This window comes from Streptomyces sp. NL15-2K, from assembly GCF_030551255.1.
GTDB lineage: Bacteria > Actinomycetota > Actinomycetes > Streptomycetales > Streptomycetaceae > Streptomyces.
This window is the reverse complement of sequence record NZ_CP130630.1, coordinates 5,862,286-5,884,801: the sequence shown is the minus strand read 5'-3', so window position 1 is coordinate 5,884,801 and position 22,516 is coordinate 5,862,286. Positions and strand designations below refer to the sequence as shown.

The following is a 22,516-nucleotide window of genomic DNA, read 5'->3' as shown; positions in this document are numbered from 1 at the left end:
GCGTCCCTCACTCGCTCACCTGAACCGGCATCACCAACGTCGTGAAACTCCCCTGGTCGGCCGAGCGGACCACCACCGGCTGGACCGGCGACGAGATCTCCAGCAATACGTCGGGACCGACGCCGGCGTCGAGGGCCGGAACCAGCACCGCCGGGTCGAAGGCGATACGCACCGGCGGCCCGGTGCAGATCGCGGCCAACCCGGACGTTCCCGAGTCATGGGACGTGAGTTCGAGCCGCTGTTCCTGCGCATGCAGCGTCACCGGACCCTCGTACCCAGCATCGGCGATCACCGTGCGAAGAGCCGCCCGGTCCACGATGACCCGGTGCCGGGGCGTCGGCAGATCGTCCAGGATCATCCGGTACTCGGGGAACGTCCCGTCGACGGTCGGCAGGACACGCACAGCGTCGCCGTCTCGAAGCCTCGCCCCCTGCTCGTCCACTTCGAGGTCGACGGTCGGGAGACGCATGGCCCAGGAGGCGGCGTCCCTCAACTCCCGGACGTCGACCAGGACGTGACACGGACCGGGCCGAACGCCCTCGCCCGAGGTCGGCCGAAGCGCGCGGACCGCCAAGCGGTAGCGGTCCGTGGCCACCAGGCGTACTTCCTCGCGATCGACCTCCACGAGGACACAGCCGAGCGTCGGGAACTCCGCCTGCCCGGCACCGCTCGCCACCGCGGGCGCGACCTGCCGTACGGCGCCGGCCAGCTCCGCCCCGCCCAGCCGCACTTCGGTCCCGGCGGCCCCGCCCAGCAGATCGCGAAGGATCCGCTCGGTCGCCGCCTGCGCCGACGCCGCGGTCTCCCGCGCCCGGTGCGCGTGCTCCGCCAGCACGGCACGTGCCTCCTCGCGCGTGCCGTCGAGCACCACCGAGGTGTCGGTCAGCGGCATCCCGGCTTCCCGCAGCCGCCGTACCAGAATCGCGCGGTTCTCCTGGTCAGGGGCGTAGTAGCGGTAGCCGGTCGCCTCGTCCACGTGGGCCGGAGGCAGCACTCCGCAGTCGTCGTAGAACCGCAGAGCACTCGGCGCCAGTCCCACCTGGCGGGCGAAGGCGCCGATGCTCATCAATCCGTCGGTGTCGTCCATGCAGGCGAGTGTCGGCTTTCAAGCGACTTGAAGGTCAAGCACGGACGTCAAGCCGGAGGATCACAGCAGGACGACCTCCAGGTCCGGCGCGTTGGCTCACTGGCTCATCCGATCGACGACCTCGCAGAGTTTGCCGGCGGAGGCGATCTCCGTCAGGTAGCCGCGCAGTGCGGCCACTCGACGCTCAGCCTCGTCCATCAATTGCTGAGCGATCTCGGCCCAGTCGTCAGGTTGGGGGTCGGGGGGCAAGTCGGCGAGCAGCTCCGCGATCTCACGAACGGTCAAGCCGACGCCCTGGGCCAATTTGGCCACCTTGATCCGACACGCCGCCGACGGATCAAAAGCCCGGTGGTTGATGCTGGTTCGTTCCGCCTCGATCACGCCGTACCGCTCGTAGAAGCGCACCGCCGAAGTGGCAACCCCTGACTCTCGAGCGACGTCGCCGACGGTCAAGCCGGCATCGCGTGGACCAACGGTCGGCGGCGAATCAGTCAGATTGCTGGTGTCTGCCATGACATCACTTTCCACCGCCGGGACCTTGCCTTCAACAAATGTTCAATACCCAGAGTGGAGGCATGACCGATCAGCAGACCCAAGCCCGAGCGATGCGGCCAGCACACGTTGCCACTCACCATGACGATGCCAAGGCCCGAATCGACAGCTGGTGGCGGTTGCCCACGGCGGCGGAGGCGGACAAAGCCGCTCGCGGCGCACTGGAGGTGATGCCCCGGTCCGACGGGCTGATCCAGTTCTCGGTGCTTCGCTCGCCGGCGGAACCGACGCTGTTCCTCCAGTCGCTGTGGACCACCGCCGCCGCACGCGACCACTACGTCCACCACGTCGCGTCGATCCCTGGCGCGGCGATCGACGAACGGGTTGCCGGTATCGAGCGGGACCGGTCGCTGACCGAGATCGTCGGTGTGGTCGCGCACGACGACACGGTCGCCCAGAAGTGGATGACACGGCGGCTCCCCGTCACGGACGACGCGGGCGTCCATGCGCTGGTGAAACAGCAGACAGCCCGGCTGCGCGGCGGACGAACGCCGGGTCTGGTCCGCGCCACGCTCGGAATCGGTCGCGACGAGGACGGAAATCCGATCGAGGTCATCGTCATCGAAGAATGGTCCGACTCGACTCACTCGGACGTTCTTGCTTATGAACCGTTCGGCGCCATCGCCCCGACGACCTGGCGTCCTGACCACGTTCCCCCCGGGGCCCTCACAGACGACCTGATGCTGCCTCAGGCCCGCCCCTGACCTCAACGACAAGGAAGCCTCGTCCGCCGCTCACCGGACGAGGCTTCTTCTTGGTCACAGGGACTCTTACAGCCCGCCCTCAGACATTCCGTGAACGGCGGGGATCGTCCCCAGCCGCCCCTTCTGGAAGTCCTCGAACGCCTGCTGCAGTTCCTCCCGCGTGTTCATCACGAAGGGGCCGTAGTGCGCCATCGGCTCACGGATCGGCTGACCGCCGAGGAGGACGACCTCCAGGTCCGGCGTGTGCGAGTCCTGCTTCTCGTCCGCGCGGACGGTCAGCGAGGAGCCCGCTCCGAACACGGCCGTCTGACCGAGGTGGATCGGCCGGCGCTCCGCGCCCACCGCGCCACGCCCCGCCAGCACGTACGCGAGCCCGTTGAAGTCCTCACGCCACGGCAGCGTGAGTTCCGCACCCGGTGCCAGCGTCGCGTGGACCATGGTGATCGGGGTGTGCGTGATGCCGGGGCCCTGGTGACCGTCCAGTTCACCGGCGATGACGCGCAGGAGGGCCCCACCATCGGGGGTCGTCAGCAACTGGACGCTGCCGCCCCTGATGTCCTGGTACCTCGGCGTCATCATCTTGTCCTTGGCGGGGAGGTTCACCCACAGCTGGAGCCCGTGGAAGAGCCCTCCGGACATGACGAGGGACTCCGGCGGAGCCTCGATGTGGAGCAGGCCGGCGCCTGCCGTCATCCACTGGGTGTCGCCGTTGGTGATGGTGCCGCCACCGCCGTTGGAGTCCTGGTGGTCGAAGATCCCGTCGATGATGTAGGTGACGGTCTCGAAGCCGCGGTGCGGGTGCCAGGGGGTCCCCTTCGGCTCCCCGGGCGCGTACTCCACCTCGCCCATCTGGTCCATCATGATGAACGGGTCCAGGTGGCGGTAGTTGATCCCGGCGAACGCACGGCGCACCGGGAAGCCCTCGCCCTCGAAACCGCTGGGCGCGGTCGTGACGGCGAGCACGGGACGGGCCACGGCATCGGCTGATGCGGCGACGCGCGGCAGCGTCAGCGGGTTCTCGACGGTCACTGCAGGCATGTCGGTACCTCCTTGTGCTCCGAGTTTAGTTGAGCATTGAACTTTCTGCCACCCTCAACCGAGAAGGCCGACAGGGCATTCCCGCCGGAGAACGCGGCGGCGGACGCGGACAACGCCGGAGGCCGGTGCCCCGCGCAGGGCACCGGCCTCCCGGACAACTCAATCAGGGTCAGGCGACCAACTCCGCCTCCTTCGCCGAGTCCGCTCCCTCCACTCCCGATTCCGCTCCCGAGTCGACCCCCGACGCCTGCTCGCCCTTCCCGTCCCGCATCACCAGCGTCGCCAGCACCGCCGCCGCCAGGACACCGATCGCGCTCACCGTGAAGGTCGTCGACATCGAGGCCGTGAAGGCCTCCCGCGCCGCCCGGATCAGCCCGCTGTCGCCGCTGTCGCCGCCAGCGATCGCCAGCGTCTCCGCGATCGAACGCTTGGCCTCCTCCGGCGCGTCCACCGGCATCTCCGCCTTGAAGCCGCTCGACAGCAGCGAGCCCAGGATCGCGATGCCCAGCGCCGTACCGGCCTGCTGGATGGTGTCGTTCAGGGCCGAGCCGACGCCCGCCTTGTCCGCGGGGATGGTGCTCATCAGCGCGCCGACCGCGGCCGGCATCGCCAGACCCGCGCCGAGGCCGAGCAGACCGAGGGCCACCGCGGGGACCCCGAAGCCGGAGTCGGCCGAGACCGTGGTCATCAGGGCGAAGCAGGCGACCATGATCAGCATGCCGGCCAGGATCACGAAGCGATTGCCGATCCTCGCCGCCAGCTTCACGCCCACGCCGTTGCCGACCAGTGCCGTCACCGCCAGCGGCAGGAAGGCCAGGCCCGCCTCGATCGCCGAGTAGCCGAGCACGAACTGCAGGTACTGGGTGAGGATCAGCAGCAGACCGCCGTTGCCGATCTGCACGAGAGCCAGGGAGAGCGAGCCGCCGCTGAAGTTGCGGTGCTTGAAGAGGACCAGCGGGACCATGGGCGAGCGGGTGATGTTCTCCCAGACCACGAAGCCGGCCAGGGACAGGACCGCCGCCGCCAGCGTGAGCGTCGAGCGGCCGCCGAACGCCCCGTGCTGCGGGAGCTCGATGATCCACCAGACCAGCGCCGTCATACCGACCGCCGACAGCACCGCGCCCAGCGGGTCCGCCTTCTGCCACGGGGCCTTCGACTCCGGCATGAGCGTGACACCGGCGAGCAGGGCCAGGGCGACGACGGGCACGTTGATGAAGAAGATCGCCTGCCAGGAGAAGTGCTCGATCAGTACGCCGCCCAGGACCGGGCTGCCCACCAGCCCCAGCATCGACACCGAGCTCCAGGCCGCCATCGCCTTGCCGCGCTCCTCCTCGTCGAAGACGGTGATGAGGATGGAGAGGGTGGACGGCATGATCAGCGCGCCGCCGACACCCATCGCGATACGTACGGCGATCACCTCGCCGGGGCTGGTGCAGAAGGACGCGGCCATTGAGGCCGCCCCGAAGAGCAGCAGCCCCATCAGCATCACCTTCCGGCGGCCGAACCGGTCACCGAGGCTTCCGGAGGTCAGCAGGAGACCCGCGAAGACCAGGATGTAGGAGTCGAGGATCCACTGCGTGTCCTGGGCGCTCGCGCCGAGGTCCTCGGTCATCGCCGGCACCGCGACGGTGAGCGCCATGTTGTCGATCACCAGCACCAGCGTGCTCAGGCAGAGCACGACGAGGATCCACCAACGACGTGGGTTGCGGGGTTCCATGGGGCGTCCCTTCGCTCCTGATGCGTGCGCACATTCGTGCGTACGTTCGCAAGTACGTTCGCGCGTACACCGTTCGTTCGATGCGCACACTGTACGCATGGCGGAACGGTGTGCGCAAGAGCAGAACTCTGTACGCTGAATGCGAACGACGTACGCACGCCCGAGCCAGAGGGAGCCGCCATGGCCGCCAAGTCGACGAACCCGATCCCGTCCGTCTGGGCCCGGCCCCGCGCCAAGGCCGACCAGCCCGCCCTCAGCCGCGACGCGATCGTGCGCGAGGCGATCGTCATGCTGGACGCCGACGGCATCGAGGCCCTCAGCATGCGCAAGCTCGGCGCCCGCCTGAACGCCGGCGCGACCTCCCTCTACCGGCACGTCGCCACGAAGGACGAGCTCATGGAGCTCGCCGTGGACGAGGTCGCCGCCGAGATCCACGTACCGCCCGCCGACAGCCCGGACTGGCGCGCCGCCGTGACGGACGCGGCCGGCTCGTTCCGTACGGCGGCCCTACGGCACCGCTGGCTGTCCTCGGTCCTCGGCCAGGCCGGGCTCGCCTACCTCGGCCCCAACCTGATGTCCTTCTCCGAGCGCCTGGCCGCCCTGTTCACGGCGGCCGGATTCCCCGAACCGTCCGGCGCGATCGACACGGTCCTGTCGTACGTGATCGGCATGAGCACCACGGAGGCCGCCTGGCTCACCACGGTCGCCCGCTCCGGCGAGACCGAGGCGGACTTCATCGCCCGCCTCGCACCCGCCGCCCAGCAGGCCGCCGCCGGCTACGAGCACCTCGCCGGCCCGCACGACGACCTCACCGCCGCGACCACGGACCCCGTGGCCCTGCGGGACGCCAAGTTCGCCTACGGCCTGGAGGTCGTCCTCGACGGGCTGGCGCTGCGGCTGCCCGACAAGAGCTAGCCGTCTGCGCAGCAATGGCGTCTAGCCGTACATCCGGCGCATCGCGAACTCGACCATCTGCTCCACGGCCTTCGCGTCGAAGACCATCCGGTGCTCGCCCTCCATGTCGAGGACGAAGCCGTACCCGGTCGGGAGCAGGTCGATCACCTCGGCGCCGGTGATCACGAAGTACTTGGACTCCTTGCCCGCGTACCTGCGCAGTTCCTTCAGCGAGGTGAACATCGGGATCACCGGCTGCTGGGTGTTGTGCAGGGCGAGGAAGCCCGGGTTGTCACCGCGCGGGCAGTAGACCTTCGAGGTCGCGAAGACCTGCTGGAAGTCCTCGGCGGACATCTGCCCGGTGGTGAAGGCCCGCACCGCGTCCGCGAGCGAGGGCGGGGACGGCTCGGGGTAGAGCGGCGGCTGCTGGCCGTAGCCGCCGGACATGGGCTGCTGCGGCGGGGCGTACTGCTGCTGCGCGCCGCCGCCCACGTTCTGGTCGTAGCCGTACATGGGCGTAAGCGTACCGAGAGGACCGGGGCGGGGGAGGCCGTACGAGCGTGCGCGCGTTCCACAGGGACTTGACAGGTGCGGGCCCTGGTTTCGCACAGCCGGCACCCATAGCGTCCGACGTATCAAGAAGGCACCACGGAACAGCAAAGCGCGAGCAATCAGCGGTAAGGGGACGCGGCCATGAGCGGACACCACCACGGCGACGACGTCCACGAGCACGACAGAGGTCTCTCCTACGACCTCCCCGTCCTCGCCCGCCGCCGGATGATCCGGCTGCTCGCGGGGGCGAGCGTCGCTGATGAGCTGAGGTTCCCTGGGTGATCCTGGGTTTTCCTGGATGCCGGGAAGTGGTCCGTCGTGCTGGGCGGGGTTTGGACGCCTGCCGTGAGACCGTGGGCCGTCGCCGCCGGGTGCGGTGCGGGTGCTCATCGTGGGCGGTACCTGCCGCCTGTGGCGCCGCCGGCTGCGGCGATTCGGAGGCTGGGGTATCCGCCCCGCCGGACGCTTTCCGCCCGGTGTGGACCCGGGCGGGGCGGGGACCCCGCGTCGCTTTCCTGGGCACGGGGCGGATTCTCAAGGAGACCGGAATCGTGACTGCTGCTCTCACCGGCCTCGCAGTGACACGCAGTGACACGCAGTGACACGCAGTGACACGCAGTGACACGCAGTGACACGCACGCTACCGAATGCACGATCACGCTCCTGCACCTCACGATGAACAATCACCGGAAAGTGCCATAAAAGGCTGATCCCACCACATTGAACACCACCCCGTGATACCCAGTCGCACCAAGGAGCCACAGGCCATCAGGAGAAGGACGCCACGGCGGCCACGTCCATCACGAACACCTCCCAGCTCGCGTTGCCGAAGGACGTCTGCGACACGGTGTACGCGACGGACGGCTACAGCGAGAGCGTCGGCAACCTGAGCCAGTTGTCCCTGGAGTCGGACAACATCTTCAGCGACGGCTACGAGCAGCAGCTGGCGACGATGACGGGCAGCGTCGAGAAGGGCTACACGGCGACGCTCACGGTGCCGGTCTGAGGCGACGCCCACGGTGACGGTCTGACGCGTCACACCTGTCCGTTTGGGGTTGCTTCTTATTACCGACGGGTAGCATCATCGTAGCTACTTATTGGTACGTGAACCAGGTGCGAGGAGTCAGTGCCTCGCCGAATCCCTCAACGGAGCCGTCGCCATGGGGCACTACAAGTCGAATCTCCGCGACATCGAGTTCAACCTCTTCGAGGTGCTCGGGCGCGACAAGCTGTACGGCACCGGCCCGTTCGCGGAGATGGACACGGACACCGCGAAGTCCATCCTGGAGGAGCTGACGCGCCTCTCGGAGAACGAGCTCGCGGAGTCCTTCGCGGACGCCGACCGCAACCCGCCGGTCTTCGACCCCGAGACGAACACCGCGCCGGTCCCGGAGTCCTTCAAGAAGAGCTACCAGGCCTTCATGGACTCCGAGTACTGGCGCCTGGGCCTGCCCGAGGAGATCGGCGGCACGACGGCACCCCCGTCACTGATCTGGTCGTACGCCGAGCTGATCCTGGGCGCGAACCCGGCCGTGTGGATGTACTCCTCCGGCCCGGCCTTCGCCGGGATCCTCTTCGACGAGGGCAACGACGTCCAGAAGAAGATCGCCCGGATCGCCGTCGACAGGCAGTGGGGCTCGACCATGGTCCTCACCGAGCCGGACGCCGGCTCGGACGTGGGCGCCGGCCGCACCAAGGCGGTCCAGCAGGAGGACGGCTCCTGGCACATCGAGGGCGTCAAGCGCTTCATCACGTCCGGTGAGCACGACATGTCGGAGAACATCCTCCACTACGTGCTCGCGCGCCCCGAGGGCGCCGGCCCCGGCACCAAGGGCCTGTCCCTCTTCCTCGTGCCGAAGTACGAGTTCGACTTCGAGACCGGCGAGCTGGGCGAGCGCAACGGCGTCTACGCCACGAACGTCGAGCACAAGATGGGCCTGAAGGCCTCCAACACCTGCGAGATGACCTTCGGCGACCGCCACCCCGCCAAGGGCTGGCTGATCGGCGACAAGCACGACGGCATCCGCCAGATGTTCCGGATCATCGAGATGGCCCGGATGATGGTCGGCACGAAGGCGATCTCGACGCTGTCGACCGGCTACCTGAACGCCCTCGAGTACGCCAAGGAGCGCGTCCAGGGTCCGGACCTCGCGAACTTCATGGACAAGACCGCGCCCAAGGTCACCATCACCCACCACCCGGACGTCCGCCGCGCGCTGATCACGCAGAAGGCGTACGCGGAGGGCATGCGGGCGCTCGTCCTCTACACCGCCTCGATCCAGGACGCGATCGCGGTCAAGGAGGCGACCGGCGAGGACACCTCGACCGAGCACGCGCTCAACGACCTGCTCCTGCCGATCGTCAAGGGCTACGGCTCCGAGAAGGGCTACGAGCAGCTCGCCCAGTCGCTGCAGACCTTCGGCGGCTCGGGCTTCCTTCAGGAGTACCCGATCGAGCAGTACATCCGCGACGCCAAGATCGACACCCTCTACGAGGGCACGACCGCGATCCAGGGCCAGGACTTCTTCTTCCGGAAGATCGTCCGCAACCAGGGCGCGGCGCTGAACTCCCTCGCCGAGGACATCAAGAAGTTCCTGGCGCTGGGCACCGGCGGCGAGGAGCTTGCGGGCGCCCGCGAGCACCTGGCCAAGGCGGCCGTCGAGCTGGAGGCCATCGTCGGCCTGATGCTCACCGATCTGGCCGCCACCGAGCAGGACGTCAAGAACATCTACAAGGTGGGCCTGAACACCACCCGCCTGCTGATGGCCACCGGTGACGTGGTCGTCGGTTACCTGCTGCTCAAGGGTGCCGCGGTGGCGGCGGAGAAGCTGGAGACCGCTTCCGCCAAGGCTGTGTCTTCCAAAGATGTGGCCTTCTACACCGGCAAGATCACGGCGGCGAAGTTCTTCGCGGCCAACGTCCTGCCCGGCGTGACCCTGGCCCGCAAGGTGGCCGAGGGCGTCGAGCTGGACCTGATGGAGCTGGACGAGGCGGCGTTCTAGGCTGCCTCCGCCTCCACGCAATCCTTGCGAAGGCCCGCTTCTCAGTGATGAGGAGCGGGCCTTCGTACGTCGTTAAGGTGAACCCATGAGCGCACCCTCCCGCTTCGACCGCGGCCACACCGACGACCTCATGTCCTTCCTCGCGGCAAGCCCGTCGCCGTACCACGCGGTGGCGAACGCCGCCGAGCGGCTGGAGAAGGCCGGCTTCCGCCAGGTCGCCGAGACGGACGCCTGGGACGGGTCGACCGGCGGCAAGTACGTGCTGCGCGGCGGGGCGATCATCGCGTGGTACGTCCCCGAGGGCGCCGCGCCGCACACCCCCTTCCGGATCATCGGCGCGCACACCGACTCCCCCAACCTGCGCGTCAAGCCGCGGCCGGACTCGGGGGCGCACGGCTGGCGGCAGGTCGCCGTGGAGATCTACGGCGGGCCGCTGATGAACTCCTGGCTCGACCGCGACCTGGGCCTCGCGGGCCGGCTCACCCTGCGGGACGGCTCGACGCGGCTGGTGAACGTGGACCGCCCGCTGCTGCGGGTCCCGCAGCTCGCCATCCACCTGGACCGTTCCGTGTCCTCGGAGGGTCTCAAGCTCGACAAGCAGCGGCACCTGCAGCCCGTCTGGGGGCTGGGCAACGACGTGCGCGACGGCGATCTGATCGCCTTCCTGGAAGAGGAGACCGGGATCGGCGCGGGCGAGGTCACCGGCTGGGACCTGATGACCCACTCCGTGGAGCCCCCGGCCTACCTGGGCCGCGACAGGGAGCTGGTCGCCGGTCCGCGCATGGACAACCTGCTGTCGGTGCACGCCGGCACGGCCGCGCTGGCGGCGGTGGCGTCGGCCGACTCCGGCCTCGCCCACATCCCAGTGCTGGCCGCCTTCGACCACGAGGAGAACGGCTCCCAGTCGGACACGGGCGCGGACGGCCCGCTGCTCGGCAGCGTGCTGGAACGTTCGGTGTTCGCGCGCGGAGGGTCGTACGAGGACCGGGCGAGAGCCTTCGCGGGGACGGTCTGTCTGTCGTCGGACACCGGGCACGCGGTCCACCCCAACTACGCGGAACGGCACGACCCGACGCACCACCCGCGCGTCAACGGCGGGCCGATCCTGAAGGTCAACGTCAACAACCGCTACGCCACGGACGGTTCCGGGCGGGCCGTCTTCGCCGCCGCCTGCGAACAGGCGGACGTACCCTTCCAGAACTTCGTCTCCAACAACTCCATGCCGTGCGGCACGACGATCGGCCCGATCACCGCGGCCCGCCACGGCATCAAGACCGTCGACATCGGCGTGGCGATCCTGTCGATGCACAGCGCCCGGGAGTTGTGCGGCGCCGACGACCCGCATCTGCTGGCGAACGCGCTGGTGGCGTTCCTCGAGGGATAGCGCCTGTCCGGGAAAGGCCTGCTGCCGCATGGGCGTTGCCGGCCTGGGTACCCGGGGCGCGGACCGGAACGACCGGACCGCACAGGGAGGCGACACTCATGGGCCTCGGCGGATGCATCATCCTCATCGCCGTGGGAGCCATCCTCACGTTCGCGACCGACTGGGACATGCAGGGGGTCAACCTCGACCTGGTCGGCATCATTCTGATGGTCGTCGGACTGATCGGCGTCAGCACCTTCAGCAGCATCGCGCGCCGCAGGCGGGTCGTGATGCCACCCAATACGCCCGTCGTGGAAGAGGAGCGGCACCACCACAGCCGCCGTGACGGATACAGCGACGGTTACGGCTACTGAACCCGATCTGAGCCACCGTCACGAACAGGGCCCACGGGGTAAAAAGAGACAACCGTGAGGATTCCGTTACTCGAGACCACTTGTCGGGTTGTAGGGAAATAGTGAAGAGTGAGAAGGTCTCAGGGACCCGGGGGGTGTGCGGTATCGGGTCCTGCTCGTGGCGCGAGGGTCGTATCAGGGGGGTCCCGCCATGCTCGATCTTGCGGTACCCGGCGGCCCGCGGCAGCACCGCGCGCCTCGGCACGCCTCCCGCCGCGCCCACGCCGCCCCCGAGGAACCGGTCGGCAGACCGCGCCTCGCCGTCCTGATACCGGCCCACAACGAAGCGGACCGCATCGCCGCCGCCATCGACGGCCTGTGGCAGCAGACCCGGCGCCCCGACCTGGTCGTGGTGGTCGCCGACAACTGCACCGACGACACCGCCGCCGTCGCCATGGCGCACGGCGCCCAGGTCTTCCACACGCAGGGCAACACCCACAAGAAGGCCGGCGCCCTCAACCAGGCCATCGCCTGGATCCTGCCGCACCTGGACGACCGCGACCTGCTGCTGGTGCAGGACGCCGACACCGTGCTCAACCCCTGGTTCGCCGAGACCGCCCTTGCCACGTTCAACCGCAGGGTCGGCGCCGTCGGCGGCATCTTCTACGGCGAGCAGGGCGGCGGCTTCCTCGGCCTGCTCCAGCGCATGGAGTTCCACCGCTACGCCTGGGAGCTGGAGCGCACCGGCGGCAAGGCACAGGTGCTGACCGGCACCGGCACGATGTTCCGCGCCCGCGTCCTGCGCGAGGTGCGCGCCGCCCGCCGCGCCGGGCAGATCGGCGGCGGCACCGGCTACTACAGCCTAGCCTCGCTCACCGAGGACGACGAGATGACCAAGGCGGTCAAGACCCTCGGCTACCGGGCCATGTCCCCCGTCGGCTGCGAGGTCACCACCGAGGTCATGCCCACCCTCGGCAAACTGTGGCACCAGCGCCTGCGCTGGCAGCGCGGCGCCCTGGAGAACCTGCGCGACTACGGCTGGACACGGGTCACCACCCGCTACTTCCTCCAGCAGCTCCTGATGGGATTCGGCGCGCTGTCGTTCCTGGCCTACCTCCTCTATATGACGACCTACACGACGCTGTACGGCTGGCCCGGCTTCTCACCGTTCTGGACCGCCATCGGCCTGATCTTCGTCGTCGAGAAGACCGTCTCCGTACGCCGCGCCGGCCCCAGGGCCGTCCTGGTCGCGGCGCTGATGCTCCCGGAGATGCTCTACGACCTCTTCCAGCACGCCGTCTACTTCTCCTCGCTGTGGGGCCTGTTGCGCCGCAGCGAGGAGAAGTGGGTGGCCACATGACCCACCCCCCGCACCAACCCTCGCTAGGAGAAACACGATGTACGGAAGAGTGATCGGCGCCGGCACCACTGGCGCCGGCGGCGCCACCCTGGCCGCCACCGGCCTGTGGCTGAACAGCCTGGCGCTGCTGGTCACGGCCACCACGATGGTGGCCGCGGGCATGGCCCTGTACAAGCTGGCGCCACGGCCGCGGCGCCGCTGACCGCGGTCGGCCGGCCTGGTCCGCCTGCGGTGAGCGAGGCGGACCAGCTCAGCGGCTTCGGTCATGGGACTTCAAGCTGACTCAGGTCGCCAGATGCTCCACGAAAATCCCGACGAGGATCCGGTCGCCGTAAGCGGGGATCGGCAGGGAGAAGTGCACCCGGTCGCGATCCCACATCCGCTTGCCGTGCCACTCGCAGCGGTAGGTGCCGCCGTCGTAGTCGACATTGCGCTGCTCCCACGCCCTTGCGTTCTTCTTCGTGTTCGGGCTCTCGGGAGAGATGATCAGATCCCGTGCGCCGAACCTGCGGATGACCTGTTTCTGGTCGCCGCCGCAGTCGGCCAGTGTCCGTGCGAAGTCGTCGTTGAGCGCGCCGAGCAGCCTCACCAGCCAGGGCAGGACTTCGGCATAGGTGCCTTTGAAGTGGTGCAGGCGCAGGGATTCGGCGAACAGCAGCCGGGGGAAGGCGTTCTGGGTGAAGGCGAAGAATCGCTCGGCCGGAACGTCCTCGTGGGTGAGGAGGCCGCGCCAGAAGCCCGGTGCGTCGTCCGGGAGCCGCAGGACGTGCATCCTCACCTCGTCGTGGCCCGCCTCCGTCGTCCGCGTGACGGTGAGCCATCCGGACGGCCAGTCGGGTTGTGTGGCGTACGGCATGAGGAGGCAGGACATGGCCCGGCCTGTCGCTGCCCGGGCCAGGGCGTGGGCTGCACCCCAGGACGACTCCCTCCAGGGGCCGTCGGCCACACGGACCGGCTGGGGCAGGTCCGCCTCGTCCGGTTCCACGCGCCGACACTTGCCCAACAGTTCCTGCAAACGGACCCGTTCGTCACGGGGCAGTCCGCCGTCCGGGGAGTAGAGGGCGTCAATCAGCTTGACCGACGGCCGGCACTCGACGTCGTACGCAGGATCCATGAACGCGGCCTTACGGCCGTCGGCCAAGGGCTGAAGCAGCTCCGCGAGCGTGTCGAGGGCGTCCCCCAGGCCGGATTCCGTCAACTCCCGCCAGTCGAAGCACTCCTCACCGACGACGACGCGGTAGTCGTCGTCGGCCTCGGCAGTCTCGTCGGCTGAGGTGTCACCTAATAAGTCCTGTCCGTTCCTACCTGCCGCGTCGGGCACGGGCCAGCCTCCCGAGGTCGGTCTCGATCTGGTCGAAGAAGCCGCTGGGCCAGTGGCTGAGTTCGCCCTTGTCGTTGATGTCGATGGGCAGGATCCGGTCGTGGTCGAAATAGTGCGTGATCATGTCCTCCGCCGGGAGGGAGCGGTCCTGCGCGACGGCGAGACGGGCTCCGTTGAGGACATGATCGCTGTGCGTCTCCACCACGACCTGCACCCCGCTGCCCGCCACCCGCGCGAGGAACCGGCCCAGCCGGGACTGTCCCGCCGGGTGCAGATGTGCCTCGGGGTTCTCCACGATCAGCAGGTCGCCGGGCTCGGTGAGCAGGCCGGCGACGATGACCGGCAGGGCGTAGGAGACGCCGAAGCCGGTGTTGGCAGGGCGGATCTCCTCACCGCTCAGACCCGTCTCGCCGAACCGGATCGTCCCGGCCATGATTCCCACGGCCACCCGGGCAGTGATCTGCAACGGGCGGATGATCTCCGAGGCCCATGCCTCGGCCTGGACCCTCAGCTGTGGACCGGCGGCCTCCGGGTGGTGCAGCGGGCCCCGGACCTCCCCGCGGGGGCTGCGGGGGCTTACCGCACGGGACTCGCGCAGCGCCAGCACCTGTGCGGTGAACTCACCCCGCACCCCCACGCCGATGCGGTCGGGTTCCTCGGCGGACACCGCCAGCGTGTCGCGTGGGCCGAGGCGTTCGGCGCACAGGTAGGTGAAGGCGGGGTCCGCGACACCCGGCCCGATGCCGGGCACGACAGCCACCGGGAGCCGCCGTACCTCGAGGTGCAGCGCCTGCTCGGCGTCGGGCAGACCGAAGACGTACACCCACGACTCACCGTCCGGGCCTCCCAGCCGTACGGTGATCTCCCGTGCGTCGGCCGTCCAGTTCAGTACGTCCCGGGCCTCTCCGAGGGCCAGCCCGAGCGGGCCGTTCAGCCGGACCGTGCCGCCTGCGGTACCGCCCGACGTGCCTGCCAGCCTCGCCAGCAGCAGGGACTGGATCACGGTGCTCTTGCCGCCGCCGTTGACACCGGTCAGGACCGTGAGAGGGCGCAGGGCGAACGACTCCGACTCGAATCGCTTGAAGCCCCGGATCTCCAGGGAGGTGATCACAGGCCGGCTCCCGCGTCCGCCACAGCGGCCTTGAAGCGGTAGTCCACGCGGTGGCGGTCGGCGGTGGAGGAGGTGATGGCGTTGAGGTAGTTGACGTCGGTGGTCATCCGCTCGCGGGCGGCCTTCACGATCGCCTTGCGGCGCGCGCGCAGGTCGGCGGTGGTGTGGTCGGCCAGGGCCAGAGACCAGCTCTCGAACATGGCGCGGTTGATCGGACGCCGCCAGTCCTCGCCCTTGGGCCACTTGCGGAAGGCATGCTCACCGAAGACGAGGTATGCGTGGGCCATGGCCCGCTCGAAGGCGGCCTCCAGCTCTGCCATTCGCTCGTTCGGGACCTTCTTCGGATCGTCCAGAAGTTCGGTGGCGTCCATCAGGAACGACTCCATCACCGGCCGCTCCTGGTAGGCCTCGGCCCCTTGGAGCCAGAACGCGGCGAACCGCAGGGCCATCTCCCGGTCGTTCATCCGGATGTGGTCGGTGAGGCGGCCTCCGGTGGCCTTGGCGAAGGCATCCGTGTGGGTCATGCGGTGCAGGATGTCCCGGCTGCGGAAGCTGCTCATGCAGTGCCGGATCTCCTGGCCGTTCAGCGGAGTGCCGCCCGTGTTGATCCGCTTGAAGATCTCGTACGTGACCCCGCGCGGCGTCGTCGGGTCGATCACGTTGACGATCAGCTGGGTGTTGTTGATCCGCCGCTGGAACGGCACCGGAAGATCGCTGAAACGCAGGTCCTTCAGGTCGTCCAGGTGCTCCAGCTTCCCGAGGGCGAAGCCGGCTTCCCCGCCCCGGACGAACGCGTGCAGCGTGGACAGCCGTTGAAGTCCGTCGACGACCCGGAACGACCCGTCCGCGTCCTCGGCGAAGTAGAACGCGGGAAGGGGAATTTGCAGCAACAGGGATTCCACCAGCAGAGACTTCTGGTCGGCGCGCCAAACCCGCAACCGCTGGAAGTCCGGGGCGAGTTCGATCGATTTCTCATCGATCTGGTCGAGGATGTTGCGCAAGGAGAACTGGCTGGTGTTCACCCGGATCTGGTCCGGGTTCCACGGCCGCTGGATCCGGGTGGTGTCCTCGCCCGCGTCCTCGACCTCGATGTCCGTGGCGTGTCCCTCGAACACGTCCTCCACCACGTCGGGGGCCGTCTGCGCGCCTTCGATAGCCATGCGGGCCATCCTAGGGGCGGGTGATCCGAGGGTGGGGGCGTTGCGCTGATCTCCCCCACCCTGCTGCCGGTCGGGGGTTTGCGGCCGGTCGGTCACGGCTCCGCCTGGCGTCGTACGGGCAGGTCGAACCAGACCCCCTTGCCCTCCGGATGAGTCTGCCCGCCGTACGGGATGTCCGGGCCGTGACCCCAACGGCCCTCCGTGAGGCTGTCCACCAGGTACAGACCCCGACCGCCGCCTCGCTCCCACGTCTCAGCCGTCAGTTCTCTCATCACCGGTGGGTTCTCGTCCCCGTCGTACACCACCACCCGCAATCGCCCCTCCTCCACCGCCAGCCACAGCACCGTGCCATCACCGCCCTTCGCGTGCACGCAGGCATTGGTGACGAGTTCCGAAGTGCAGAGCATCGCGTCGTCGATCAGGTTGCCGTCCAGCTGCTGCGCGCGCAGGACGGTGGCGACGAAGTCACGGGCGATGTGGGGGGAGGTGTCGAGGGGCGGACAGATGAGGGTGTACGAGGGCATGAGGCATCAACTCCGGTGAGGTGAGGGGGTTGCGCGAGCCCGGCTGCGTCGCTGTCCGGCGCCCCGGTGTGGATGGTCGGGGTGGCACTTCCAACGCTTTGCGGGCACACGGGAGTTGCGGATGAGTGACCGACTGGACACCCTCCGTGAGTACGGCACGAAGGTACTCGGTATATTTGCAACGTCGCAACCAACTCAGTGGAATCGAGGAGACGTCATGCCGCCGAGGTTGATCCCCACTGCCCGTCAGGTACGCCTCGGCGCAGAGTTGCGCAGGCTTCGCGAGGCGGCGGGTTTGGTGTCCCGTGACGTCGCAGCCTGGCTGGGCACGAGCCAGGCCCAGATCAGCAACATCGAGTCGGGGAAGCACGGCATCAGCGAGGGACGGCTGCGCAGGCTCGCCGAGCACTACGCCTGCGACGACACCAGACTCGTCGACGCGTTGGCCGGCATGGCCAACGAGCGGGAAAAGGGCTGGTGGGAGGAGTACCGAAGTGTTCTGGCGCCCAAGGCTCTCGACCTCGCGGAGTTGGAGCACCACGCGTCGCACGTTCGCACTTTTCAGGTCGTGCACATTCCGGGAGTGCTCCAGACCGAGGATCACGTGCGCGCGGCCTTGGCGTTCGTGGAGCCGGGTTATCCGGAGGTCCGAGAGGCTCGTGTCGAGTTCCGGATGCGGCGCCAGCAGGTACTCGATTCCGGGACGCCGTATGACGTGATCATCCACGAGGCCGCGCTACGCATGCGCGTCGGCGGTTCCAAGGTCGCCCGTGCTCAACTCGAGCACCTGCTCCAGGCATCCGACATGGAGTCCATCACTCTTCGCGTCATCCCCTTCGCTGCCGAAGGCTTCGCGGGTGCGGGCCTCGCCGTGCAGTACGTCGGCGGAGTCGCCCCCCAGCTGGACACCGTGCAGATCGATACGCCGCACGGTGCCGAATTCATCGACGCGCCTGCTCAACTGCACCGGTACCGAGCCAAACTCGAACGCGTTGACAACGCCGCGCTCCCACAGGACGCTTCCCTCGACCTCATCCGCCGTATCGCCCAAGAACTGTGAAAGGCCTCCGGTGTCTCAAGACCTCCACTGGCAGAAGTCGTCCTTCTCCGCGGGCGACTCCGACAACGACTGCCTGGAGATAGCCGCCACCCCCGCCACCCTCCACCTCCGCGAGAGCGATACTCCGGCCACGATCCTCTCGCCCACCCGCACCGCCCTGAACGCCCTGCTCACAGCGGTGAAGAGCCCAACGCGTGCCCCGTAGTCGCGTCCACATGGTCCGGTACCTCGTCGTGGCGGCGATCGAGAACCGGCGCTGGGAACGTCCCCGCACTCGGATGACGGGAGTGTGTCCGCGTTTGGCCTAGGTCCGCGTCATGGGCGGCGTCATCGAGAAGCCCGCCTCGTCTTGAAGCAGACCCAGGCCCCGAGCGCCGCCGCGGTGTTTTCAACTGGGGCCAGGTTTCCTTCACCCAGCCGCTCACGGCTTCCTCGTCGCCCTCCACCGCGCGGCGGGCCGGAACCTGGTGGCTGAAGCCCTGCCGGTGCAGCATCTGCGCGATCGCGACAAAGCCATGCTCTTGTGGAAGCGGCGCCCGATCAGGATCTTGATCCGTGACAGCGTCCACGTCTGATCCGGCCAGCTGTGCGCCACCGGCCCCCTGGCCATTTCCCGTTCCAGCACCACGAACAGCGCCTCGCTCAGCTTGGGCCTGGACACTGGCCCCTTCGATGCCAGGCACGTTCCCCACCCTGCTCCCAGGCTCGGCGCCATCGCTGCACCGACCGCACACTGACACGTAAGTCTTTGGCGACCGCGGCATTGCCGTGCCCAGCAGCGAACAACTCGGCGCATGCAACCGAATGTGCTCCCGAAACGCCTGCCGCTCCGCGGTCAGCCCGCACCCTTGCGGATACCTCATACAACCGGCCTACCGCAGCGACTACCACTCGTCAGCTAAGACATCACGCCAACAAAGTCAGTAGAGGTCGCTTTCGCGCACCGGTAGCTCAGGGCTGGGCGGCCCACCCGAGTCGGACTGGAGGTGGTATGAGCGCGGTATGCCGCTCTGCGGCGGGGCGGCCAGCGGGCACGGGCATGGAGCGTGCAATGGCGGAGTGGCCTCCGGCGGGGCGAGGCGCTGTGGTGGGTAACGGCGCGTGAAGCGCAGCATAATTGCGGCGTAGAGCAGGACGGTTGCCATGTCCACGAGGGCGAGTTGCCAGGGTGCGTCGGCTGCTGTGTCGTCGGAGGACAGTCCGTCGACGACTGCGGCGGAGAAGCCGAAGGCCAGCAGGTTGTTCAGGACGTGCAGGGCGATGGTGGCTTCCAGGCCGCCCGTGCGGATGGTCAGCCATCCCGCCACCACGCCGAAGACCAGCAGATCGATGAAGCCCCACCGGGTGCCCCAGCCGTGGGCGGTGGCGAACAGCACCGCTTGTGGGAGCACGGCGAACCACGGGGAGCGCAGAAAGGCGCCGACTGCCTGGGTCAGCCAGCCCCGGAAGACGTACTCCTCGGCTACGGCCTGCACCGGAACGAAGACGGCCAGGACAGCCAGAGAGGTGAGGAAAGACTGCCAGCCGACCCATGCGGTGGACTCTACGGAGGCGGCACCGTCATTGGGCATGAGGACCGTAGTCAGCACCAGCAGGGTCACTGGAGGCAGGGCGGCCAGCAGGCACCAGGCCAGCCAGCGGACCCGGAGTCGTCCGGTGACCGACGAGAGGGTGCCGACCGGTCGTCGCTCCGTCCACCGTACGGCCAGCAGGATGAGGGGCAGTGCGATCGCGATGTACGTCAGATCCAATGCCGTGTTACGCAGCGGGCCTAAGTCCACGCCGCCGTCGGGTAGTTCCGGGTAGCCGGCTGCGGTTCCGAGGCCGTAGGAGACGGCGTAGAGCAGGAGCGAGAGCACGAGCCAGCTAGGGATGAACAGCAGAGTACCGAGCAGCGGCCGCCACCAGCGGTGACGGCCGCTGCTCCGGCCCATGCGGTGGTACGGGAAGCCGGTGAGATCCGGGCATGCGGTTGTCATGATCGGCAGCATTCCAACCGCAGGCCGGGAAAGGCGTCCACCCGCAGAAGGAGCGATCGCTGAGCCCAGGGATGGACGACCCACTTTCCTTCAGGGTTTCGCACAGCGGCGCCGGTCCCGACCGCCTCCGGGGCGGCTCAGGACTCACCGGTGTGACGTTTTCGCGTGCCTGCACGCTGTTGCCAGCAGACTCGATTCGATGCGGTTCCGCGGGAGTTGAGCGGAACTTGAGGTTTCGTGGTGGCGGTAGTAGCCAGTCCGGTTCTTTTTGTTCGCCGCACCGATTGCCGCAGATCGACCTGAGATGTCCGCCGGGTTTGCGGAGAATTTCCCTGGCGCCTGTTCTGAGACAGGGAAAGCTTCAGGGCATATGCGTCTCAAGATCTGGAACTGGTGATCTACAGAGGGTTAGGTTCTTCATCGCCCCCGGCACAGAAGCCCGGGGGTGCGGGCACCGCCATTTCCGACGCACACGGTTACCAGGCCATCAGTGCACCGGGGGCAGCGCCCGCACCGTCTTACCCGAAGGACCAGGATAGTGAATCGTCGGCATATCCGCATGAGTGCGATCGCCGCACTGGCTGCTGTCACCCTCGGTGTCACCGGCACCACGGCGGCGTAGGCCAACACGCACCGCGAGACGGCCGCTACCGCCTCCGTCGCCCCGGAGTTCGAGCCGGAGTTCGAGTTCTCCTCGCACGAGGCCTTCGTCACCTACCTCGACTCCGCTGAGGGCCAGCAGCTCCTGAGAGAGGAGGGCCTCACTCAGGCGGAGATCGCCGCCGTCTACGCCGGCGATGACATCGCCGCGAAGGGCTGGCTGGACAAGCTGAAGAAGAAGGCGCTGAAGAAGGCATTCAAGGCGCTGCCCGACTCCTGGCAGAAGAAGCTGAAGGACTGGGCGAAGGAGGGTAAGGCCTACTTCAAGCAGAAGTGGGACTCCCTTCCTGGCTGGGTGAAGAAGGCTCTGACCCTGGGCGGCGCGATCTCCGTCAAGACGGCTATCGAGTGGCTCATCGACATCATCCTGTGACGTACCAGGTCACGTGATGCGGGCCCCTCCCCGGGGGCTTGAACACCCATGTGCGCCCCACGGTTGTTCCCCCTGCCGTGGGGCGCACATCCATGCCGACACCTACCACTTCGGAGGCATCCCATGATCGATTCCGGTAGCTCTGAGAGGGTTCGCGAGTTCAACCCGGCTCAGTACATCGCCCCCTACCTGCTGCTCATCATCGGCAACGCCGGAGTACAGAAGGCGCCGGTGAGTGATCGGCCCATGCTGTTCTGGGTGTTCACGGCGATCGCCGCGCTCGGTGCCCTTTCCGCCGTCGTGCGCCTCCGGCGCATGTGGAACACCCATCAGCGCCGCACCCTGCCAGCGTGGACACGATTCCTCGGCGTGCTTCTCGCCTTGTACGGGCTGTACGTCGCCTACTTCGTCATCAACGGCATGGTCGAATAGAACGTCGAGAGATAGTCGCCCCCCCCCACCCTCCACCCTCCACCTCCGCGAAAGCGACACCCCGACCACGATCCTCTCGCCCACCCCCACCGCCCTGAACGCCCTGCTCACGGCAGTTATGAGCGCCGCGACGCCCCCTCGTTGACGGGTCAGGCCAGGGCGTGTCCCGTAGTCGCGTCCACATGGTCCGGTACCTCGTCGTGGCGGTCGCCGACGGTGGAGGTGCCGGTCGCTTCGAGGACGAGGATCTCCGTGGGGACGGGGGCGTACGGCTTGTGCTCGGTGCCGCGCGGGACCGTGAAGACGGCGCCCCGGGGCAGGACGACCGTGCGCTCGCAGGCCGGCTCGCGCAGGGCGATGTTCGTCGAGCGCCCGGTGCCGGACGTGCCCGACGAGTCGCTGGGGCCTGTACTGGCATGGGCGCAGGAGCGGCTGGGGGAGCCGGTGACGGTGGCGGATCTGGCGGCACGGGCGACGGTCAGCCCCGCGACGCTGCACCGGCGCTTCCGCGCCCAGCTCGGTACGACACCGCTGGCCTGGCTGACGGGGGTGGGGGTCCCCCCGCGCCCTTAAGGCAGTGGGGGAGGGTGGCGCTCGCCTGCCGGCTGATCGAGCGGGGGGAGGAGCGGCTGGACGTGGTGGCCGCCCGGAGCGGGCTGGGCACGGCCGCGAACCTACGCGCGCGCGTGCGGCGCGAAACCGGGCTCAGCCCGTCGGCCTACCGGCGGCGTTTCGGACCGGGCGGTGGGGAAGCCCTCGTGTCATGAGATTCCTCGTACGCGACCGGATCCTCGGCATCGGTGACGACTACTGGATCGAGGACGACCACGGCAACAAGGTCTTCCTCGTCGACGGCAAGGCCATGCGGCTGCGGGACACCTTCGAGCTGAAGGACACGCACGGGCGCGTCCTCGTCGACATCCACCAGAAGATGTTCGCCCTGCGGGACACGATGGTCATCGAGCGGGCCGGCCAACCGCTCGCGCGCATCAGGCGGAAACGGCTGTCACTGCTGCGCAACCACTACCGGGTGTCCCTGGCGGACGGCAGCACCGAGCTGGACGTCAGCGGCAAGATCCTCGACCGGGAATTCGCCATCGAGTACGACGGTGAGCTGCTGGCCGTCATCTCCCGGCGGTGGCTGCTCGTGCGGGACACGTACGGCGTGGACGTCGTACGGGAGGACGCGGATCCGGCGCTGCTGATCGCGGTGGCGGTGTGCGTGATCCACCTGGCGGAGAAGGAGGGGGAGGAGTGAGAACCGAGTGAGAACT

The 22,516-nt window shown here is 68.3% G+C and carries 21 protein-coding genes and 6 pseudogenes; 14 read left to right on the top strand and 13 right to left on the bottom strand.

The annotated features are described in order from the left end of the window. Window positions 1–7 precede the first annotated feature (7 nt). Both Q4V64_RS26445 and Q4V64_RS26440 read right to left on the bottom strand, forming a co-directional pair. On the bottom strand, window positions 8–1,087 hold the full coding sequence (locus tag Q4V64_RS26445) for a MerR family transcriptional regulator (RefSeq protein ID WP_124440622.1): 1,080 nt from the start codon (window positions 1,085–1,087) through the stop codon (window positions 8–10). A 96-nt stretch (window positions 1,088–1,183) separates the two neighbouring features. Continuing rightward, a complete protein-coding gene (locus tag Q4V64_RS26440; RefSeq protein WP_124440623.1) occupies window positions 1,184–1,600 on the bottom strand; it encodes a MerR family transcriptional regulator in 417 nt (138 codons plus the stop codon). A 62-nt stretch (window positions 1,601–1,662) separates the two neighbouring features. On the opposite strand from Q4V64_RS26440, the gene Q4V64_RS26435 reads away from it, so the two are divergent. Continuing rightward, window positions 1,663–2,343, top strand: coding sequence for a hypothetical protein (locus tag Q4V64_RS26435; protein ID WP_124440624.1), 681 nt, complete (start codon window positions 1,663–1,665; stop codon window positions 2,341–2,343). A 66-nt stretch (window positions 2,344–2,409) separates the two neighbouring features. On the opposite strand, the gene Q4V64_RS26430 is transcribed toward Q4V64_RS26435, so the two are convergent. Then, the gene (locus Q4V64_RS26430; protein WP_124440625.1) at window positions 2,410–3,381 is read right to left on the bottom strand and encodes a pirin family protein; all 972 of its coding nucleotides are present in this window, start codon (window positions 3,379–3,381) and stop codon (window positions 2,410–2,412) included. Window positions 3,382–3,550: 169 nt separating this feature from the next. After that, window positions 3,551–5,098: an MFS transporter gene (locus Q4V64_RS26425; protein WP_124440626.1), complete on the bottom strand. Its 1,548-nt coding sequence runs from the start codon at window positions 5,096–5,098 to the stop codon at window positions 3,551–3,553. 180 nt (window positions 5,099–5,278) lie between these two features. On the opposite strand from Q4V64_RS26425, the gene Q4V64_RS26420 reads away from it, so the two are divergent. Beyond that, window positions 5,279–6,013 (top strand): TetR/AcrR family transcriptional regulator C-terminal domain-containing protein, encoded by a 735-nt coding sequence (locus tag Q4V64_RS26420; RefSeq protein ID WP_124440627.1) that lies wholly within the window; start codon window positions 5,279–5,281, stop codon window positions 6,011–6,013. A 21-nt stretch (window positions 6,014–6,034) separates the two neighbouring features. Here the strand turns inward: Q4V64_RS26420 and Q4V64_RS26415 are convergent, their stop codons facing one another. Further along, window positions 6,035–6,505 carry an SseB family protein gene (locus Q4V64_RS26415; protein ID WP_124440628.1) on the bottom strand — a complete coding sequence of 157 codons (471 nt, stop codon included), beginning with the start codon at window positions 6,503–6,505 and terminating at the stop codon, window positions 6,035–6,037. Between the two features lie 180 nt (window positions 6,506–6,685). Here Q4V64_RS26415 and Q4V64_RS26410 point away from each other — a divergent pair. The 7 genes and pseudogenes from Q4V64_RS26410 to Q4V64_RS26380 form a co-directional block, all read left to right on the top strand. Further along, a pseudogene (locus Q4V64_RS26410) lies at window positions 6,686–6,799 on the top strand (intradiol ring-cleavage dioxygenase); the annotation flags it as partial. A gap of 523 nt (window positions 6,800–7,322) precedes the next feature. Beyond that, window positions 7,323–7,550, top strand: a pseudogene (locus Q4V64_RS26405) (intradiol ring-cleavage dioxygenase); the annotation flags it as partial. A 154-nt stretch (window positions 7,551–7,704) separates the two neighbouring features. Continuing rightward, window positions 7,705–9,546: an acyl-CoA dehydrogenase gene (locus Q4V64_RS26400; protein WP_124440629.1), complete on the top strand. Its 1,842-nt coding sequence runs from the start codon at window positions 7,705–7,707 to the stop codon at window positions 9,544–9,546. A gap of 85 nt (window positions 9,547–9,631) precedes the next feature. Further along, window positions 9,632–10,930 (top strand): M18 family aminopeptidase, encoded by a 1,299-nt coding sequence (locus tag Q4V64_RS26395; RefSeq protein WP_124440630.1) that lies wholly within the window; start codon window positions 9,632–9,634, stop codon window positions 10,928–10,930. Between the two features lie 98 nt (window positions 10,931–11,028). Beyond that, window positions 11,029–11,283: a DUF6458 family protein gene (locus Q4V64_RS26390; protein WP_124440631.1), complete on the top strand. Its 255-nt coding sequence runs from the start codon at window positions 11,029–11,031 to the stop codon at window positions 11,281–11,283. A gap of 190 nt (window positions 11,284–11,473) precedes the next feature. Further along, on the top strand, window positions 11,474–12,622 hold the full coding sequence (locus tag Q4V64_RS26385; protein WP_253266997.1) for a glycosyltransferase family 2 protein: 1,149 nt from the start codon (window positions 11,474–11,476) through the stop codon (window positions 12,620–12,622). 37 nt (window positions 12,623–12,659) lie between these two features. Further along, entirely contained in the window at window positions 12,660–12,824 is a 165-nt protein-coding gene (locus Q4V64_RS26380) for a hypothetical protein (RefSeq protein WP_172629231.1), read from the top strand. A gap of 81 nt (window positions 12,825–12,905) precedes the next feature. On the opposite strand, the gene Q4V64_RS26375 is transcribed toward Q4V64_RS26380, so the two are convergent. From Q4V64_RS26375 to Q4V64_RS26360, 4 genes are all read right to left on the bottom strand, one after another. Continuing rightward, a complete protein-coding gene (locus tag Q4V64_RS26375) occupies window positions 12,906–13,943 on the bottom strand; it encodes a hypothetical protein (protein ID WP_253266998.1) in 1,038 nt (345 codons plus the stop codon). Beyond that, entirely contained in the window at window positions 13,924–15,054 is a 1,131-nt protein-coding gene (locus Q4V64_RS26370) for a DUF3696 domain-containing protein (RefSeq protein WP_124440632.1), read from the bottom strand. Before Q4V64_RS26370 ends, Q4V64_RS26375 begins: the two co-directional genes overlap by 20 nt. Next, on the bottom strand, window positions 15,051–16,214 hold the full coding sequence (locus Q4V64_RS26365; RefSeq protein ID WP_253266999.1) for a DUF262 domain-containing protein: 1,164 nt from the start codon (window positions 16,212–16,214) through the stop codon (window positions 15,051–15,053). Before Q4V64_RS26365 ends, Q4V64_RS26370 begins: the two co-directional genes overlap by 4 nt. A 92-nt stretch (window positions 16,215–16,306) precedes the next feature. After that, a complete protein-coding gene (locus Q4V64_RS26360; protein ID WP_124440633.1) occupies window positions 16,307–16,738 on the bottom strand; it encodes an ATP-binding protein in 432 nt (143 codons plus the stop codon). Between the two features lie 217 nt (window positions 16,739–16,955). On the opposite strand from Q4V64_RS26360, the gene Q4V64_RS26355 reads away from it, so the two are divergent. Together Q4V64_RS26355 and Q4V64_RS26350 are read left to right on the top strand one after the other, a co-directional pair. After that, window positions 16,956–17,798, top strand: coding sequence for a helix-turn-helix transcriptional regulator (locus Q4V64_RS26355; protein ID WP_124440634.1), 843 nt, complete (start codon window positions 16,956–16,958; stop codon window positions 17,796–17,798). Between the two features lie 10 nt (window positions 17,799–17,808). Next, entirely contained in the window at window positions 17,809–18,003 is a 195-nt protein-coding gene (locus Q4V64_RS26350) for a DUF397 domain-containing protein (RefSeq protein WP_124440635.1), read from the top strand. Window positions 18,004–18,018: 15 nt separating this feature from the next. Here Q4V64_RS26350 and Q4V64_RS55220 read toward each other — a convergent pair. The 3 genes and pseudogenes from Q4V64_RS55220 to Q4V64_RS26345 form a co-directional block, all read right to left on the bottom strand. Then, window positions 18,019–18,129: pseudogene (locus tag Q4V64_RS55220) on the bottom strand (IS630 family transposase); the annotation flags it as partial. A gap of 16 nt (window positions 18,130–18,145) precedes the next feature. Beyond that, window positions 18,146–18,661 (bottom strand): annotated as a pseudogene (locus Q4V64_RS55215) (winged helix-turn-helix domain-containing protein); the annotation flags it as partial. A 57-nt stretch (window positions 18,662–18,718) separates the two neighbouring features. Beyond that, window positions 18,719–19,777, bottom strand: coding sequence for a type II CAAX endopeptidase family protein (locus Q4V64_RS26345; protein WP_253267000.1), 1,059 nt, complete (start codon window positions 19,775–19,777; stop codon window positions 18,719–18,721). A gap of 1,156 nt (window positions 19,778–20,933) precedes the next feature. On the opposite strand from Q4V64_RS26345, the gene Q4V64_RS26340 reads away from it, so the two are divergent. Continuing rightward, the gene (locus tag Q4V64_RS26340) at window positions 20,934–21,242 is read left to right on the top strand and encodes a hypothetical protein (protein ID WP_172629232.1); all 309 of its coding nucleotides are present in this window, start codon (window positions 20,934–20,936) and stop codon (window positions 21,240–21,242) included. Between the two features lie 149 nt (window positions 21,243–21,391). On the opposite strand, the pseudogene Q4V64_RS26335 reads toward Q4V64_RS26340, so the two are convergent. Continuing rightward, window positions 21,392–21,604: pseudogene (locus Q4V64_RS26335) on the bottom strand (cupin); the annotation flags it as partial. On the opposite strand from Q4V64_RS26335, the pseudogene Q4V64_RS26330 reads away from it, so the two are divergent. Both Q4V64_RS26330 and Q4V64_RS26325 read left to right on the top strand, forming a co-directional pair. Then, a pseudogene (locus tag Q4V64_RS26330) lies at window positions 21,603–22,009 on the top strand (AraC family transcriptional regulator); the annotation flags it as partial. The pseudogenes Q4V64_RS26335 and Q4V64_RS26330 sit on opposite strands and share 2 nt — an antisense overlap. Beyond that, on the top strand, window positions 22,006–22,500 hold the full coding sequence (locus Q4V64_RS26325) for an LURP-one-related family protein (protein ID WP_124440636.1): 495 nt from the start codon (window positions 22,006–22,008) through the stop codon (window positions 22,498–22,500). The pseudogene Q4V64_RS26330 and the gene Q4V64_RS26325, both read left to right, overlap by 4 nt. The last annotated feature ends 16 nt before the right edge of the window (window positions 22,501–22,516 follow it).

Bases quoted from the DNA above. Each gene is read 5' to 3' on its own strand.
- Q4V64_RS26445 (WP_124440622.1), bottom strand. From the start codon at position 1,087: ATGGACGACACCGACGGATTGATGAGCATCGGCGCCTTCGCCCGCCAG.
- Q4V64_RS26440 (WP_124440623.1), bottom strand. From the start codon at position 1,600: ATGGCAGACACCAGCAATCTGACTGATTCGCCGCCGACCGTTGGTCCA.
- Q4V64_RS26435 (WP_124440624.1), top strand. From the start codon at position 1,663: ATGACCGATCAGCAGACCCAAGCCCGAGCGATGCGGCCAGCACACGTT.
- Q4V64_RS26430 (WP_124440625.1), bottom strand. From the start codon at position 3,381: ATGCCTGCAGTGACCGTCGAGAACCCGCTGACGCTGCCGCGCGTCGCC.
- Q4V64_RS26425 (WP_124440626.1), bottom strand. From the start codon at position 5,098: ATGGAACCCCGCAACCCACGTCGTTGGTGGATCCTCGTCGTGCTCTGC.
- Q4V64_RS26420 (WP_124440627.1), top strand. From the start codon at position 5,279: ATGGCCGCCAAGTCGACGAACCCGATCCCGTCCGTCTGGGCCCGGCCC.
- Q4V64_RS26415 (WP_124440628.1), bottom strand. From the start codon at position 6,505: ATGTACGGCTACGACCAGAACGTGGGCGGCGGCGCGCAGCAGCAGTAC.
- Q4V64_RS26400 (WP_124440629.1), top strand. From the start codon at position 7,705: ATGGGGCACTACAAGTCGAATCTCCGCGACATCGAGTTCAACCTCTTC.
- Q4V64_RS26395 (WP_124440630.1), top strand. From the start codon at position 9,632: ATGAGCGCACCCTCCCGCTTCGACCGCGGCCACACCGACGACCTCATG.
- Q4V64_RS26390 (WP_124440631.1), top strand. From the start codon at position 11,029: ATGGGCCTCGGCGGATGCATCATCCTCATCGCCGTGGGAGCCATCCTC.
- Q4V64_RS26385 (WP_253266997.1), top strand. From the start codon at position 11,474: ATGCTCGATCTTGCGGTACCCGGCGGCCCGCGGCAGCACCGCGCGCCT.
- Q4V64_RS26380 (WP_172629231.1), top strand. From the start codon at position 12,660: ATGTACGGAAGAGTGATCGGCGCCGGCACCACTGGCGCCGGCGGCGCC.
- Q4V64_RS26365 (WP_253266999.1), bottom strand. From the start codon at position 16,214: ATGGCTATCGAAGGCGCGCAGACGGCCCCCGACGTGGTGGAGGACGTG.
- Q4V64_RS26360 (WP_124440633.1), bottom strand. From the start codon at position 16,738: ATGCCCTCGTACACCCTCATCTGTCCGCCCCTCGACACCTCCCCCCAC.
- Q4V64_RS26355 (WP_124440634.1), top strand. From the start codon at position 16,956: ATGCCGCCGAGGTTGATCCCCACTGCCCGTCAGGTACGCCTCGGCGCA.
- Q4V64_RS26345 (WP_253267000.1), bottom strand. From the start codon at position 19,777: ATGACAACCGCATGCCCGGATCTCACCGGCTTCCCGTACCACCGCATG.
- Q4V64_RS26340 (WP_172629232.1), top strand. From the start codon at position 20,934: ATGATCGATTCCGGTAGCTCTGAGAGGGTTCGCGAGTTCAACCCGGCT.
- Q4V64_RS26325 (WP_124440636.1), top strand. From the start codon at position 22,006: ATGAGATTCCTCGTACGCGACCGGATCCTCGGCATCGGTGACGACTAC.